The 15030-nt window shown below is 65.1% G+C and carries 16 protein-coding genes; 7 read left to right on the forward strand and 9 right to left on the reverse strand.

Annotated features, from left to right (window positions below; all coding sequences use genetic code 11):
- Positions 1–125: 125 nt before the first annotated feature.
- Positions 126–1394, reverse strand: coding sequence for an OprD family porin (locus tag QM748_RS00225; RefSeq protein ID WP_415245094.1), 1269 nt, complete (start codon positions 1392–1394; stop codon positions 126–128).
- Positions 1395–1544: 150 nt separating this feature from the next.
- Here QM748_RS00225 and QM748_RS00230 point away from each other — a divergent pair, with 150 nt between their 5' ends.
- Positions 1545–2864, forward strand: a complete 1320-nt coding sequence (locus QM748_RS00230; protein WP_415245095.1) for a DUF4160 domain-containing protein — start codon at positions 1545–1547, stop codon at positions 2862–2864.
- A gap of 88 nt (positions 2865–2952) precedes the next feature.
- On the opposite strand, the gene QM748_RS00235 is transcribed toward QM748_RS00230, so the two are convergent.
- From QM748_RS00235 to QM748_RS00245, 3 genes are all read right to left on the reverse strand, one after another.
- Entirely contained in the window at positions 2953–4059 is a 1107-nt protein-coding gene (locus tag QM748_RS00235) for a porin (protein WP_415245096.1), read from the reverse strand.
- A 173-nt stretch (positions 4060–4232) separates the two neighbouring features.
- Entirely contained in the window at positions 4233–4634 is a 402-nt protein-coding gene (locus tag QM748_RS00240; RefSeq protein ID WP_415245097.1) for a type II toxin-antitoxin system VapC family toxin, read from the reverse strand.
- Positions 4631–4912, reverse strand: a complete 282-nt coding sequence (locus QM748_RS00245; RefSeq protein WP_415245098.1) for a type II toxin-antitoxin system Phd/YefM family antitoxin — start codon at positions 4910–4912, stop codon at positions 4631–4633. The genes QM748_RS00240 and QM748_RS00245 overlap by 4 nt, the downstream gene beginning before the upstream one ends.
- A 62-nt stretch (positions 4913–4974) precedes the next feature.
- On the opposite strand from QM748_RS00245, the gene QM748_RS00250 reads away from it, so the two are divergent.
- From QM748_RS00250 to QM748_RS00265, 4 genes are all read left to right on the forward strand, one after another.
- Positions 4975–6138 carry a porin gene (locus QM748_RS00250; RefSeq protein ID WP_415245099.1) on the forward strand — a complete coding sequence of 388 codons (1164 nt, stop codon included), beginning with the start codon at positions 4975–4977 and terminating at the stop codon, positions 6136–6138.
- Between the two features lie 439 nt (positions 6139–6577).
- The gene (mntA, locus tag QM748_RS00255; RefSeq protein ID WP_415245100.1) at positions 6578–6970 is read left to right on the forward strand and encodes a type VII toxin-antitoxin system MntA family adenylyltransferase antitoxin; all 393 of its coding nucleotides are present in this window, start codon (positions 6578–6580) and stop codon (positions 6968–6970) included.
- Positions 6958–7380: a type VII toxin-antitoxin system HepT family RNase toxin gene (gene hepT / locus QM748_RS00260; protein WP_415245101.1), complete on the forward strand. Its 423-nt coding sequence runs from the start codon at positions 6958–6960 to the stop codon at positions 7378–7380. Before mntA ends, hepT begins: the two co-directional genes overlap by 13 nt.
- Positions 7381–7464: 84 nt before the next feature.
- A complete protein-coding gene (locus QM748_RS00265) occupies positions 7465–8262 on the forward strand; it encodes a symmetrical bis(5'-nucleosyl)-tetraphosphatase (RefSeq protein ID WP_415245102.1) in 798 nt (265 codons plus the stop codon).
- On the opposite strand, the gene QM748_RS00270 is transcribed toward QM748_RS00265, so the two are convergent.
- Together QM748_RS00270 and QM748_RS00275 are read right to left on the reverse strand one after the other, a co-directional pair.
- Complete coding sequence (locus QM748_RS00270; RefSeq protein WP_415247984.1) at positions 8263–9003, reverse strand: lysophospholipid acyltransferase family protein; 741 nt, start codon at positions 9001–9003, stop codon at positions 8263–8265. It abuts the gene before it with no gap.
- A gap of 134 nt (positions 9004–9137) precedes the next feature.
- A complete protein-coding gene (locus QM748_RS00275) occupies positions 9138–9905 on the reverse strand; it encodes a GNAT family N-acetyltransferase (protein ID WP_415245103.1) in 768 nt (255 codons plus the stop codon).
- A gap of 190 nt (positions 9906–10095) precedes the next feature.
- Here QM748_RS00275 and QM748_RS00280 point away from each other — a divergent pair, with 190 nt between their 5' ends.
- A complete protein-coding gene (locus tag QM748_RS00280; RefSeq protein WP_415245104.1) occupies positions 10096–11031 on the forward strand; it encodes a carbohydrate kinase family protein in 936 nt (311 codons plus the stop codon).
- Complete coding sequence (locus QM748_RS00285) at positions 11025–11498, forward strand: glycine zipper 2TM domain-containing protein (protein ID WP_415245105.1); 474 nt, start codon at positions 11025–11027, stop codon at positions 11496–11498. Before QM748_RS00280 ends, QM748_RS00285 begins: the two co-directional genes overlap by 7 nt.
- Positions 11499–11524: 26 nt before the next feature.
- Here the strand turns inward: QM748_RS00285 and QM748_RS00290 are convergent, their stop codons facing one another.
- The 3 genes from QM748_RS00290 to accC are packed head-to-tail and all read right to left on the reverse strand — an operon-like array spanning position 11525 to position 15025.
- Positions 11525–12763 (reverse strand): DUF3426 domain-containing protein, encoded by a 1239-nt coding sequence (locus tag QM748_RS00290; protein WP_415245106.1) that lies wholly within the window; start codon positions 12761–12763, stop codon positions 11525–11527.
- A complete protein-coding gene (gene prmA / locus QM748_RS00295) occupies positions 12760–13662 on the reverse strand; it encodes a 50S ribosomal protein L11 methyltransferase (protein ID WP_415245107.1) in 903 nt (300 codons plus the stop codon). The genes QM748_RS00290 and prmA overlap by 4 nt, the downstream gene beginning before the upstream one ends.
- Positions 13663–13666: 4 nt before the next feature.
- Positions 13667–15025 carry an acetyl-CoA carboxylase biotin carboxylase subunit gene (gene accC, locus QM748_RS00300; protein ID WP_415245108.1) on the reverse strand — a complete coding sequence of 453 codons (1359 nt, stop codon included), beginning with the start codon at positions 15023–15025 and terminating at the stop codon, positions 13667–13669.
- Positions 15026–15030: the final 5 nt, after the last annotated feature.

Consider the following 15030-nt stretch of genomic DNA (forward strand, 5'->3'; position numbering starts at 1 on the left):
CCTCCTTGTGTGCCTGATTTTAGCACTCGCGGTTTGAGAGTGCTAAAGACGGGAAGGAGTTCCACGAGAGTTTCTCTGCATGGAGGGCAGGGCGCTGGTCATCCGGCACCCTGCCGCCGCATGGATCAGAACAGGTTCATCGGATAGTCGACGAAGATGCGGATCTCGTTGCCTTCGCTGTTGTAGGCGCGGGCGTTCTCCGACACGCGCAGGAAGGAGCCGCGCAGGCGGATGCTCAGATCCTTGGCCGCGCCGCTCTGCACCTTGTAGCTCAACTGGTTGAACCACTCGCGTTCCTTGCCGCGGCTCGGCGCACCGGCATCAATGTTGTCGCCGCGGACGTAGGCGATGACGTAGCTCAGGCCGGGATAGCCGTACGTGGCGAAGTCCACCGCGTAGCTCAGCTGCCAGGAGCGCTCGTCCTTGGCGTTGAAGTCGGACCAGAAGGAGTTGGCGAGGAAGATCGTGCTGCCGCCGTCGCCCACCCAGCCCTCGTCTTGGTAGAAGCCGTAGTTGTAGCCGACGTCGCCGCTGCTGCGCTGGTGCGCCACGGTGAAGGCGTGCGGGCCGGTGGCGTAGGTCGCGGCCAGGCTCCAGATGCGGTTCTTGCCTTCGTCAGGATCGAACTTCTTGTCCTGCCTGGTGTTGTAGCCGTTGAAGTCGAGCGTGAGCGAATCGCCCTGCGCCAGTGGGCGCACGTAGTTCAGGTTGATGTACTGACGCTTCAGCACGTCCTCGATGTCCGATGCGTACAGCGCGCCGCTGAACACTTCGTTGAACTGGTAGCGGCCGCCGAGCACGTCGATCGCCTTCAGGCCGCCGCCGTCGCGGTTCTCGTCGCTCTTGCGCGCTTCGGCGTGGAAGCGGCCGGCGTGCAGCGTCAGGCCTTCGATTTCGTTCGAGGTGATCATCGTGCCGGTGAAGCTTTCCGGCAGCAGGCGCGAGGCGTCGTGGTTCAGCACCGGCAGCGTCGGGCGCAGGTCGCCATGGGCGAGCACGGTGTTGGAGAAGCGCAGCTTGATCGAGGCGCCGGCGCGGGCGACGTCGCGCTCGACATCGCCATTGTTGTCCACGCGGAAGAAGTCGATGCCTGCCGCGCCGGCACGGCCGCGGCCGCTGTCGAGACGGACGCCATACACGCCGAAGGCATCGACGCCGACGCCGACCGTACCCTGCGTGAAGCCCGAGCTGAAGTTCAGCACGGCGCCCTGGCCCCATTCGGCCTTGTCCTGGCGGCCCTGCTTGTAATCACGGCTGATGTAGGCATTGCGCAGGAACAGGTCCAGCGAACTGTCCTCGACGAAGCCGCGTGCTTCGGATTGGCCTGCGCCCATTGCCGGGGCGGTGGCCGCCAGGCTGAGGGCGATCGAACACGCCCATTTTCTCGACGTCATACTCTTGTCCTTGATTTTGTTTGGTTTACGGCGGATGCGCTGCATGGAAACTGCGGCGCGATCTCCCCGGCGGCGATTTTCGCATGCTTCACCCTTGGGTGATCGGATGTTTAGCCTCCTGGCCTTTTTTCAACCCGCCAGGAGTCTGTAATGAAGAACATGGATACGGGAGCATGTGCCGTTATCGACACGATGTCGGCCGCTGTGCCCGATACCGACGCCTACGCTTCGCTGTTCGAACTGTGGCAGCGTTCGGCGACCGACCGCCGGGCCGCAACAGTGGCCAAATACCGCAAGGTTCTCGATGCCTTCGCCGCCTTCACCTGCTGGATGCCGCTCGCGGAGGTGCGCCGCAGGAACCTGCTTGCGTTCCGCGACCATCTGCTTGCTGCGAAGCAGAGTCCGGTCACGGTCAGGCACAAGCTGGGCATCCTCAGGACATTGTTCGGAACGGCGGTCGATCACGAACTGGCGGCGTCGAATCCGGCCGCCGAGCTCAGGATGCACGAAACGGTGTGCCGCAAGGCACGTGTCGCGTTCAGCGCGGACGATCTGAACCGCCTGTTCCGTGCCGAGATCCACGCGGCGGGAAAACGTCCGAAGGGCGGTGGCAGGGAGGCCGCATTCTGGCTGCCGCTGCTGGCGCTGTTTACCGGCGCACGGGTCGAGGAACTGGCCCAACTGCTGGTCAGCGACCTCCGCCATGCGGAAGGCCTGGGGTATTACCTGCACATCAGCGACGACGCCGGGCATGCGCAGCTCAAGAACCCCGCCTCGCGAAGGCGGATTCCGCTTCACGCGGTCCTGCTGGACTGCGGCTTTCTAGACTATGCCGCCGGACTGCAGCGGTCGGGGCTGCTGTTTCCCGAACTTCGGCCGAATCCGCGTGGCAAGCTCGGCGGCTACTTCAGTTCCTTCTTCTCGGGCTACCTGCGCAGGAAGGTCGGCATCGGCGACCGCCGCAAGGTCTTCCATTCCTTCCGCCACACCTTCAAGGATGCCTGCCGCGCCGTCGGCCTCGAGGAGGAAGTGCATGACGCGCTGACCGGCCATGCCGCGCCGCGGGCGAGCCGTCGTTATGGCAACGAGCAGTATCCGCTCGAACCGCTGTTTGAAGCCATCGCCCGTTTCGACATTCCCGGACTCGACATCGGGCACCTCTACACCAGGGTGCCCGCACAGCCACGCTACGGCGCCGTGCTGCGCCCGGTCTCGGCCTATTACGGCATCGTCATCGCCTTCGCACCGCCCAGGTCGAGGCAGGACACCGCCCCTTTCGTGCTTGCCATCTGGCAGGGGCTGGAGGCGGGTTTCGACATCGTGTCGAACGAGCTCCTGTTCGGCGAGCTGCCGCGACATAAACGGGTGCTCGTCGATGCCTGGATAGAGATCCACCGCGAAGAGCTGATGGCCAACTGGCATCTCGGCCAGCGGACAGGTGAGTACTTCAGGCTGGATCCGCTGCGATGAAGAGGCTGGAATGAATGAGGGGGCGTGGACGAAAAAAAACGGGCGCCGAAGCGCCCGTTTTTACTTTCAAACCTGTTGCAGGGACAGATTAGAAGGTGTGGCGGATACCAACGCCCAGCAGGTCGGCGTTCTTGCCACCGACGTCGCTGGTAGGCAGGAAGGCTTCGCTTTGCTTACGGCTGTAGGGAACCAGACCCGCAAACTCGCCCTTGTCGTTGTCGGTACGGTTGTACGCGACGTAAGCGGTGGTGCGCTTCGACAGCGCGTGGGTGTAGGCCAGGGTGTAGGACTTGATCTTGGTGTCGCTGTCACCAGGAATGTCGAACTTGACTTGGGCGTAGGACAGGTGGACGTTGCCAGCAGCACCGACCGGGACACCCAGACCGACGGTCCAGAGGTCTGCGTCTTCGTCCTTCCAGCCGCCCAGATTGTCAGCCGATTGGTAGGAGGCGTTCAGTGCCACGACACCGAAGTCGTAGCCAGCGCCAATGCCCCATTCCTTTTGCTTCTTGCCGTCGTTCGGCGTGATGGCGGTATCGACAAACTTGACGACTTGATACACACCGCTGACCTTCAGCGGGCCGTTGGCGTATTCCAGGCCCAGGCCGTAAGCGTCGTCACTGCTCGGGGCGGCGAACTTGTCGCCAACGGAGTCATAGCCATTGCCGTTTTCGATGTTGCCGGCCGAGTAGATGGCGCGGGCGGTCAGGCCGGAGAAGCTGCCGGTATAGGTCACCGAGTTGTTCCAGCGGGCACCGCTGTTCGGGGTGATGCTCATGCCGGCGTAAGCCGACAGGATGGACTGCGGACCCACCGCGGCGCCAGCCAGGCCGTCATGGTTGAAGAAGTAGCCCGGGGCGTATTGGCGGCCCAGGGCCACGGTGCCGAAGGCACCGTTGAGGCCGACGAGAGCCTGACGCTGATAGCCCGAACCCATTTCGACGCCGTTGTCGATGTTGAAGCCTTGCTCGAGCACGAACACTGCCTTCAGGCCGTTGCCCAGGTCTTCAGCGCCGCGGAAGCCGACACGGCTGCCCGACAGGCCACCGCCACCAACGCCACGGAAGTCGTTTTCACCATGCTTGCCGAAGCCGACGTAAGCATCCGCCACACCGTAGATGGTGACGTTGGACTGAGCGAAGGCCGGAGCCGAAACCAGGCCGGCGATGGCCAGCGCGATCAGTTTCTTCTGCATTTGTTTCTCCTCAAATTGAAGTTGAGACCTTGGCATCTGCCTCGGCCCTACTCACCTCTCTGGCGAGAAGTTGGTGCGATTCTGCAAATCTGCCGCTGCCCTTGCAAGCCTCGCAGCGCGAAAACACCACATTCCGGGCAAGTCTGTTGCGGACATGCAACATGGCTGGCCGATCAGCGCCGCGCATCCAGACGAGGCAGGGGTGATTGCCAGGCCAGCAGCTTTTCGTCGGCAGTCATCAGGGTAGCGTTGCGTGCCATCGCAGAGGCAGCAATGAAACGGTCGGCCGGGTCACGGTGCAACTCGAAAAAACCCGCAGCAAACAAGCCGACGCGCCCGTCGAGCGGGATCTCGACTAAGCCCGCTGCCAGCAATTCCGCTCGCCATACTTCGATTGCAACGGGTAGCACGATCCGTCCGTGCTGCTCCAGCAGCGCACATTCCCAGAAACTGATCGCGCTGACGGCGACGCGACCAGAGCGCCATTCCTCGGAGATGCGTTGTCGTGCCTGAGGGCCGAGAGCGGGGTCGTCCGCATCCATCCAGATCAGGGCGTGAGTGTCCAGAACGATCAAGCCAGCGCCTCCCAGTCATCTGTGGCAAGCGGTGACATGATGTCGCCTTGGATGCGTAGACCAGGGTGAAGGCCGAAAGGAGAACTTCTGTTCTCGCCCGCGTACGGGTGGAGTTCGGCAACAGGCTTGCCGTTCTTGGTTACGACGATGACCTCGCCCGACTCGGCGACCTGATCCATGATGGCAAGGCAGCGAGCCTTGAACTCGGAGGCCTGAATGGTCTGCATGGAAAGCTCTCCTGACGGAAAATGAATGACCATAATCATGACCATGGTCATGATTATGGTCAAGTCATGATGAAACCTTTGATTTGCCCAGAAATCGGGTTTCTGGACGTTTCATGCAGAAGAAACTGATCGCGCTGGCCATCGCCGGCCTGGTTTCGGCTCCGGCCTTCGCTCAGTCCAACGTCACCATCTACGGTGTGGCGGATGCTTACGTCGGCTTCGGCAAGCACGGCGAAAACGATCTGCGTGGCGTTCAGGGTGGTGCCCTGTCGGGCAGCCGTCTGGGTTTCCGCGGTACCGAAGATCTGGGCAACGGCCTGAAGGCAGTGTTCGTGCTCGAGCAAGGCTTCGACATCGATACCGGCAACGAAATGGGTTCCGGCTATCAGCGTCAGGCCCTCGTCGGCCTGAGCGGCGCATTCGGCACCGTGGCCCTGGGCCGTCAATACGCTCCCGGCTACTTCTTCAACTATGACGCCCTGGCCGCTGCCGCGGTGGGTCCGCAGTCGATCCTGTCGAGCCAGTCGGGCATGACCATCAGCCCGACCAGCACGGCACGCTGGAGCAACTCGGTTTCCTACACCGGCAGCTTCTCCGGCCTGACCGCTCGTGCGATTTACTCGACCGGTGCGGGATACTCAGTTGACGGCACGAATCTGTATAAGGGTGGCCACAAGATCTCCGCCGGCGCTAAGGAAGTGGGCAAGAAGCCCAGCAACGACGACGCCTATGGCCTGGGCCTGGAGTACGCCAACGGCCCGCTGAAGGTCGGCGCGGTGTATCAGGTCGTCAATTTCAAGGGTGCTGTCAACATTGGTAAGGAGATCGACCCAATCACCCAACTTCCTGTTGATATTCCCCTGACTGGTGACAAGAAGCAGAAGGAATGGGGCGTGGGCGCCAGCTATGACTTCGGTGTCGTGTCGCTGCATGCTTCCTATCAGTCGGCTGATAACTTGGTGGGCTGGAAGGGCGACGATGCCGATCTGTGGCAGGTTGGCCTGATCGTCCCGGTCGGTGCCGGCAACATCCATGCCGCCTACGGCCAAACCAAGTTCGACGTCCCCGGTGACAGCGACACCAAGGTCAAGTCCTACACCCTGGCCTACACCCACGCGCTGTCGAAGCGTACCACCGCTTACGTCGCCTACAACCGTACCGACAACGACGACGGTCTGGCCTTCGGTCTGACCAAGTATGATCCCAAGGCTAGTTCGACGGAGTGGGGCGGCAAGAATTCCGACCTGCTGGGCGTTGGTATCCGCCACACCTTCTAATCTGTCTGGCCCGACCGGGTTCCTCCGACAGGTTCGAAAGCAAAACGGGCGCTTCGGCGCCCGTTTTTTCGTCTACTCGTTTCGCTTAGCGCTGTCTCACGATGGGCTGCAAGCGCCTCACGACCGCAGTGCCGTCGGCACCGAGTGTCCAACTGGTGCGGTCGCCACGCGAAACCTGAAGCGCCTTGCGGATGCTCGTTGGAATCGTGATCCGGCCTTTCGCAGCAACTTTGGCGACGGTTTGCATGGCCCATCCTTCTTTGCCCGTTTGGGTTGGTTGCATGCACGGACCTATGCAGCAAACAGGCAGCGACTGCGCGGTCTTGCTGTTGCCATCCATCCCACTCCGGACTCTGGGCAGACGAGGACGTGGATGCGCTGGTCCGTCGTTTGCGGCATGATGGCCCTTCCGCTGGTGAGGGAGCCATGGAGTCGAACAATGAAGAACCAGTCTCTTGATACCCGTTTGTCGGGCATCCTCGAAACGCTGCCCAGCCTTCGGCTGGCGTTCATATTCGGCTCGTTTGCAAACGGTTCGCCTGGGCCCGACAGTGATGTGGATGTCGCCGTCCTGTATGAGCATCCGCTCGATGCGCAGCAGAAGATGGCACTGATTCAGGCCATTGCAGAAGCGACGGACCGGCCGGTGGATCTCGTAGATCTGCATCGTGCAGGAGAGCCCCTGCTGGGCCAGATCTTGAAGGGAAGAAGGATTTTCGGCAGCGACTCCGAACATGCAGAGCTGGGTCTGCGACACATCTACCAGAACGAGGATTTCATGCCCTATGTGGAACGGATGCTCAGGGAGCGGCGGCAGGCATGGATAGGGTGATCGTCGAGCGCAAGCTCGATTCGCTGCAGCGCTGCCTCGTGCGCGTGGCAGAAAAATGCCCGCAGTCGGCTGAAGCGCTCGTTGACGACGTCGATGCTCAAGACATCGTATCGCTCAACCTGACCCGTGCTGTGCAGTTGTGTGTGGATCTGGCGGCCCATGCGCTGACGCGTCGTGGCTTGCCGCCGCCGGAAACCATGGGTGCAGCATTTTCGCAATTGGCGGCCTGTGGGGTCATTTCGGAAGAGCTTTCCTTGCGCTTGCGCCGAGCCGTCGGTTTTCGCAATATTGCGGTCCATAACTATGATGAAATCGACTGGCGCATCGTGTATGCGATTGCAGCCCTGCATCTCGATGATTTTCGCCAGTTTGCCAAGAGCATTGTCGAGGCAATGGATCAAACGCCTTGAGCGATCGAAAGATTCGATCCTTTACAATCGCGCTCTTTGACTCTTCCGCCGCGCAGCCGATGCGGCGAGCATCGATCTTCCAGTATGTCGACTTATGCCATCGGCGACATCCAGGGCTGTTACGCGCAATTGGCGCGCATGCTCGAGCGGGTCGCCTTCGATTCTTCGTCCGACCGCCTGTGGCTGGTCGGTGATCTCGTCAATCGCGGCCCCGATTCGCTGCGGGTATTGCGCCTGCTGCGCGAGCTGGGGGACGCGGTGGACGTGGTGCTGGGCAACCACGATCTTTACCTGCTGATGGTGGCAGCCGGCTTCAAGCGGCGCGGCAGTGACGACACCCTGCGCCAGGTGCTGGACGCGCCCGACCGCGACGAACTGCTGCGCTGGCTCGCACGCCAGCCGCTGGTGAGAGTCGAAGGCGAGCATGTGCTGGTGCATGCGGGCCTGCTGCCGGGCTGGACAGTGGAGCAGGCGAAAGCCTTGTCCGACGAGGTGGCCGCGGTGCTGGCCGGGCCGCAGGCGCGCAAGTTCCTGCTCGAACTGGCGGGCAACCAGCCGGATCGCTGGAACGACAAGCTCAAGGGCTGGGACCGCCTGCGGGTGATCGTGAATGCCTGCTCGCGGATGCGCTTCTGCACCGCCGACGGCCGCATGGTGCTGCGTGCCAAGGGGCCGCCCACGCAGGCGCCGGCCGACACCATGCCGTGGTTCCGTGTGCCTGCCCGGCTCAGCAGGACGCATACCATTGTGTGCGGGCACTGGTCCGCGCTGGGCTTCCATCGCGAGCCGGGGCTGCTCGCGCTCGATTCGGGCTGTGTGTGGGGCGGCAAGCTGACCGCGGTGCGGATCGAGGATGGCGCGGTGTTTCAGGAGCAGGGCTGATCAGCCCTGTTCGTCATCCGCGCAGCCGATGCCGCGCATGATCGTGGCGCGTGCGGCATGCGCCAGGCTGCGGCGGTCGATGCCATCGCGGGTTTCGACCGGCGGCGCGGCGCTGACGCAGGCGACGGTTTCACGTTCGGCGACGATGTTGGCCAGGCACTGGCCTAGCGTCAGCTCGCCGTCGTAGGCGGGCGCGCGGCTGTAGCTGCCGTCCGGCCGGCGGTAGCTCAGCGCCAGCGGCTGCACGGCATGGCCGCAGGCGATGGCGGGCTGCAGCAGCGCGGCGTGGAAATGCAGCACGTGGCTGCCGTCGGTGGTGGTGCCTTCCGGGAAGATCGCGACGTTGTCGCCGGCATCGAGCAGGGCGGCGATCTCGGCATTGATGATGCGGGCGTGGCCGCGGCTGCCGCGGCGCAGGAAGATGGTGTCGCTCCTGGCCGAGAGCCAGCCGATCACCGGCCAGTTGCGTACTTCGGCCTTGCTGACGAAGGCGGACGGTGCGACGGCATTGATGACGAAGATGTCCACCCAGGAAATGTGGTTGGCGACCAGCATCGTGCCTGGCTCGATCGCTGCGCCCTGGAGCTGCAGGCGCAACCCGAGGATGTCGAGCAGGCGCCGCGACCAGCGCCGGCGCAGATCGAGCAGGGTGGGGCGAGTGCAGAAGGGGACGGCCAGCAGCAGCGTCAGCACGCCGACCAGCAGGTGCAGGGCCAGGCGCAGGTAGCGCCAGGCACGCAGCGCGGCAGGGGCAGGGTGCTGCGCCCTGCTTGCAACCGAGGAGGGAGTGAGCGCCGGAGCGAAAGGATCGGGGGCCGGCTCCGTGCAGGCAGCGGGATGACTGGCATGTTCCACGGCCTGCCCCGATCGATCCATCAGTCCTTGCGTTCCATGAAGTGCCGCGCGTAGCGGTCGTCGACCTTGCTCATCGGCATCAGGATGGGCAGGTCGGCGGTGTTGAAGTCGGGGTCCCACGCCGGGGCGCCGCAGATCCACGCGCCGGCGCGCAGGTAGCCCTTGATCAGCGGCGGCGCTTCGGCGGCGAGGTCGGCGCGCAGTGCCGCCAGCGGCAGCGGGCAGCGCGGGAAGACGTGATATTCCGCCGGCGCCAGGTGCCGGTCGCGCAGGCGATTATACAGACTGGCCGCGGCGTGCCCGCCGTCGGCCATGCTGACCGAGGCGCAGCCGACGAGGTAGTCGTAGCCGTTGTCCTTCATGTAGCGTGCCAGGCCGCCCCAGAGCAGGGCGATGACGGCGCCGCTGCGGTATTCCGCGTCGATGCACGAGCGGCCGATCTCCACCAGGCGGAGGCGCAGGTGCTGCAGGCGGGTGAGGTCGAATTCGTTCTCGGAGTAGTAGCCGCCGACCCTGCGCGCGGCGCTCGGCGACAGGATGCGGTAAGTGCCGACGATGCGGCCGGCGTCTTCGTCGCGGACGATGAGGTGTTCGCAGAAGGGGTCGTAGAGGTCGCGATCGACGCCGGGCGTGCGGGTGGCCAGGCGAGCGCCCATTTCGTCGGCGAAGACGCGGTAGCGCAGTTTCTGCGCTTCGAGGATCTCGGTCTCGCAGGTGGCGAGGCCGACGTGGAGCCGGCGGCTCCTGCGGACGGCGGCTTCCTGGCGTGGCTGGCGGTTTTCGAGCATGGCGTGGCTCCGTTCCGTGGGGACGGAAGCATTCTCGAAACTCCGTGTTGCGCAGCGGTGACGGGCGGATTACGGCGGTGTGACCGAGGGCCGCCAGGGCAGGGCCGGAAGACGGTCCGCAGCCTGACCGGCCCGTGCGTGGCGGCCTCGTATAATGGCGGCCTTTCCCTTCCTTGCTGGGTCATTCCCTATGTCCATTCTCGTCTGCGGGTCGATCGCCTACGACTCGATCATGGTGTTCCCGGATCGTTTCAAGAATCACATCCTGCCCGAGCAGATCCATATCCTGAACGTGTCCTTCCTGGTGCCCGACATGCGCCGGGAGTTCGGCGGCTGCGCAGGCAACATCGCCTATTCGCTGAAGCTGCTGGGCAGCGATCCGCTGATCATGGCGACGGTGGGCGAGGACGCAACGCCTTACCGCCACCAGCTGCAGCAGCTCGGCCTGCGGCAGGACCACGTGCGCGAGGTGCCGGGCACGTTCACCGCGCAGTGCTTCATCACCACCGATCTGGATGACAACCAGATCACCGCCTTCCATCCGGGGGCGATGTTGCATTCGCATCTCAATGACGTGGGCGATGCCGAAGGCGTGGAGCTGGGCATCGTCTCGCCCGACGGGCCCGAAGGCATGCTGCGCCATGCACGGGGATTTGCCCGGCTCGGCGTGCCCTTCGTGTTCGATCCCGGCCAGGCGCTGCCCGTGCTCGGTAGCGAAGCGTTACTGGAATGCCTGCAACTGGCGCGCTACTGCACGGTCAATGACTACGAGGCCCGCCTGATGTGCGAGAAGACCGGCCGGAGCGAGGCCGAACTGGCGGCGATGGTCGAAGGTTTCGTCGTTACCCTGGGTGCGGAGGGTTCGCGTATCTACAGTGGCGGCGAAGTGCAGAGCGTGCCGGCGGTGGAGCCGGAAGCGATCGTCGATCCCACCGGTTGCGGAGATGCCTATCGCGCCGGTTTGCTGTACGGACTGGCGAATGGCTGGGGCATCCTGAAGGCGGGCCGCCTTGCCACGGTGATGGGTGCGTTCAAGATCGCGCACCGTGGCGGACAGAATCATGCGCCGACGCGCGACGATGTCGCTGCGCGTTATCGGCAGGCATTCGGGGAGGAAGTATGGTGAATGGGAAGGCCATGAGTTTGCGTGCCGCCACTGCTGCGCTTGCCGCGCTGTTGCTGCTGGGCGGCTGCGCCCAGGGTCTGGGCGGTGGCACCTATTCGCGCACCGAGGCGCGGCGGGCGATGACCGTGCAGTTCGGCACCGTCGAATCGGTGCGCGCGGTGCAGCTCGAAGGCACGAAGACGCCCATCGGTTCGGTGGCGGGCGCGGCGGTCGGCGGCATTGCCGGCAGTTCGGTCGGCGGTGGACGTGGCGCTGCCGCCGCCGCGGTCATCGGCGCGGTGGCCGGCGGCGTGGCGGGTGCGGCGATCGAGGAAGGGGCGACCCGGACGCGCGGAGTGGAAGTGACGGTGCGGCTCGACGGCGGCCAGTTCCTGGCGGTGGTGCAGGCGGACGAAGGCGAGGCCTTCCGGGCGGGCGAGCGGGTGCGCGTATTGCGCGACGCCGGCACGGTGCGGGTGTCCCGCTAGATGCCGGATTGTACGAAGCCGGACGATCAGGGGTAGAACTTGTCGATCCGATAGCCCGTCGGGGCGAGATCCGGAGCAGCGAAAGCAAGGCGGACATTGACCGCGCTACGGCTGGCGAAAGTGTCGCCATGCTGCGCGGGAGGAATCCATTCGTGAGGGGCGAGCACGCGGCGCGCGACCGGTGTGTCGCGTGCGTCGGTCAGCGTCAGCTCCAGGTGGGGCCAGGCCTGTACATGCCCGGCGCGGTTGCTGATCGTGGCGTACAGGATGTACTGCCCTGGCTTGCCGGGCTCCGATTGAAGATCGGACAGGTCGACGCTGATCTGCTGTATGTCGCGCGGAAAGGGGACCGTGCAGCCGAACGTGGCGCATGCCGTCTCCAGCAGCGGGCGCAGCCCGGGCAGATCACGGGCGATTTCCATGCGGTAGAGATAGACGCATTGGGCGGCCAGCAGGCCTCCCAGCAGACCGACGGCGAGGCTGGCCAGGGCGCGTTGGCGCGGACTGGCGGGAGCCTTGGGGCGGCCGTATTTCGCATCGAGCTGCTCGATGTCGACGTGGGCCGCTCGGGGGGGCTCCTTGGGGGGCGAGTGTGGCGCCGGCCTGAGCAGCGCGGTATCGGCCTGTTCTGTTCCGGTTGCGCTTGCATCGCCGTCGGTTGTCGGATCGGCAGCGGGCCCCGCATCTTCGAGACCGGCGCCGTCATCCGGGCCATGCGGGCCGGCGATACTGCTTTCATGCCCGGGCTGCGCCCGGCCGGCCGGGGCATCGGGTGCTGTGTCCGTTCCAGCTGCCGTCCGCCGGCTGCTGCGAAGCACTTCGGGCAGCACGGGCGGCTTGTTTTCCTCTCTTGCCGTTGCCGCGGGGTCGAGTGTGCCCGAGCCGGGAGGCGTCGGCCGAGGGGAGGGGGGCGGGAGTTCGCCAGGGAGGGCGAAGCCTTGATCGTCGGCGGCTGGTGACGGTGCCGCAGATTTTTCTTCCAGCACGATGAAGCCGGGCTCTGGCGGAGGGGCGTCCTGCGGTGCTGCTTCCTGCGTGGCCACCGGGCCCTGAGAGATTGGGGCGAGCCCGGCCTCGCGCGGTTCGGCTTGGGGCGAAGCCCGGTATGCGCCCTGTGGCGCACTGGTGGGTGGAACGATCTCGTGTTCGAGTGCGTTGAAGGGATGGAAGCAATGGCCGCAGCGGACTTCGCCCTGGTGCGCGCGAAGCTGCTCCGGGCCGAGCCGGAAGGTGGTCTGGCAGGCGGGGCAGCGTGTCAGCATCATGCTGCGAAGCGCTGCCCCTCCAGCCGGATCCAGCCGTCATGCGTTGCGCCGACCTGCAGCGCAATGAACGGCGCCCAGGCTTCGATGACCTGGCCGGCCTGGGTTTCGAGCACGCCGGACAGGGCCACGCGGCCGCCCGGCGCGACGCGTGCGGCGATGGCGGGGGCGAGCACGCACAGCGGGTTGGTCAGGATGTTGGCGACGACGAGGTCGAAGGTGTCGCCCAGCGGCACGCCGGAGTGCTGCAGGCGGATCGCCGTGGCGTTGCGTCCGGCATTGTCGCGCGCGGCCTCGACCGCCTTTTCGTCGATGTCGATGCCCAGCACGTCGGTGGCACCCAGCTTGGCCGCTGCAATGGCGAGGATGCCGGAGCCGCAGCCGTAGTCGAGCACGCTGATGCCGGGCGTGACCGTGTCGCACAGCCATTCCAGGCACAGCCGGGTGGTGGGGTGCGAGCCGGTGCCGAAGGCCATGCCGGGGTCGAGTTCGATGTTGATTGCGTTGCCGTCCGGTGCTTCGTGCCACGAGGGCACGATCCACAGCCGCTCGGTGATGCGGATGGGGTCGAACTGGCTCTGCGTGAGCTGGACCCAGTTCTGCTCGGCGACTTCCTCGGTGGTGTACGGCGGCACGTCGTCCAGCCCGGCGGCCTTAGCGGCCTCCGCCAGCAGGGCCTCGAGTGCGTCGGCGCTGGTGCCGCCGTCGATCAGCGCGATCACCCGGCTGTGGTCCCACAGTGCGGTGGGCAGGTGGCCGGGTTCGCCGAACTGCGGTGTTTCCGCGTCGGTGCCGGCGTCGGCATCCTCGATGGACACCGACAGGGCGCCAGCCTCCATCAGGGCGTCGGACAGGGCTTCGGCGCGGTCGGCGTCAGCCTGCAGGGTGACCGAGATCCACATCGGCTCAGTTCTTCACTTCGTTGCGGTTGGCCAGCTTGTGTTCCAGGTAGTGGATGCTGGTGCCGCCTTCGATGAAGCGCGGGTCGAGCATCAGGGTCTGGTGCAGCGGCACGTTGGTCTTGATGCCTTCGACCATCATCTCGGACAGCGCGATGCGCATCCGGCGGATGGCCTGGTCACGGGTGTCGCCGTAGGCGATCAGCTTGCCGATCATCGAATCGTAGTGCGGCGGCACGGTATAGCCGTTGTACACGTGCGAATCGACCCGGATGCCGGGGCCGCCGGGCGTGTGCCAGTTGCTGATGCGGCCGGGCGAGGGCGTGAATTTGAACGGATCCTCGGCGTTGATGCGGCACTCGATGGCATGGCCGCGGAACTTGATGTCGCCCTGGCCGAACCACAGCTTCTCGCCTGCGGCGACGCGGATCTGCGCCTGCACCAGGTCGATGCCGGTGATGTACTCGGTGACCGGGTGTTCGACCTGCAGGCGGGTGTTCATCTCGATGAAGTAGAACTCGCCGTTCTCGTACAGGAACTCGAAGGTGCCGGCGCCGCGATAGCCGATCGTGCGGCAGGCTTCGGCGCAGCGTTCGCCGATTTTCGCGATCAGCTTGCGGTCGATGCCGGGCGCGGGGGCTTCCTCGATGACCTTCTGGTGGCGGCGCTGCATCGAGCAGTCGCGCTCGCCCAGATAGACCGCGTTGCCGTGCTGGTCGGCGAGGACCTGGATTTCGACGTGGCGCGGATTCTCGAGGTATTTCTCCATGTACACCACCGGGTTGCCGAACGCCGCCTGGGCTTCGGCGCGGGTGGTGGTGACGGCGTTGAGCAGCGCGGCCTCGGTGTGCACCACGCGCATGCCGCGCCCGCCGCCGCCGCCCGCCGCCTTGATGATGACCGGGTAGCCGATGGCGCGGGCGGTCTTGATGATTTCCTTGGGTTCGTCGGGCAGTGCGCCGTCGGAGCCGGGCACGCAGGGCACGCCCGCAGCCTTCATCGCGTCCTTGGCGGAGACCTTGTCGCCCATCAGGCGGATGGTGTCGGGGCGCGGGCCGATGAAGACGAAGCCGGACTGCTCGACGCGTTCGGCGAAATCGGCGTTCTCGGAGAGGAAGCCGTAGCCGGGGTGGATGGCCTCGGCATCGGTGACTTCGGCCGCCGAGATGATCGCCGGCACGTTGAGGTAGCTCAGCGTGGACGAGGCCGGGCCGATGCAGACCGATTCGTCGGCGAGGCGGACGTATTTGGCTTCGGTGTCGGCTTCGGAATGCACCGCGACCGTCTTGATGTCCAGCTCGCGGCAGGCGCGCAGGATGCGGAGGGCGATCTCTCCGCGGTTGGCGATGAGGATCTTCTCGAACATGGCGT

This window comes from Thauera sp. (assembly GCF_047601425.1).
Classification (GTDB): domain Bacteria; phylum Pseudomonadota; class Gammaproteobacteria; order Burkholderiales; family Rhodocyclaceae; genus Thauera.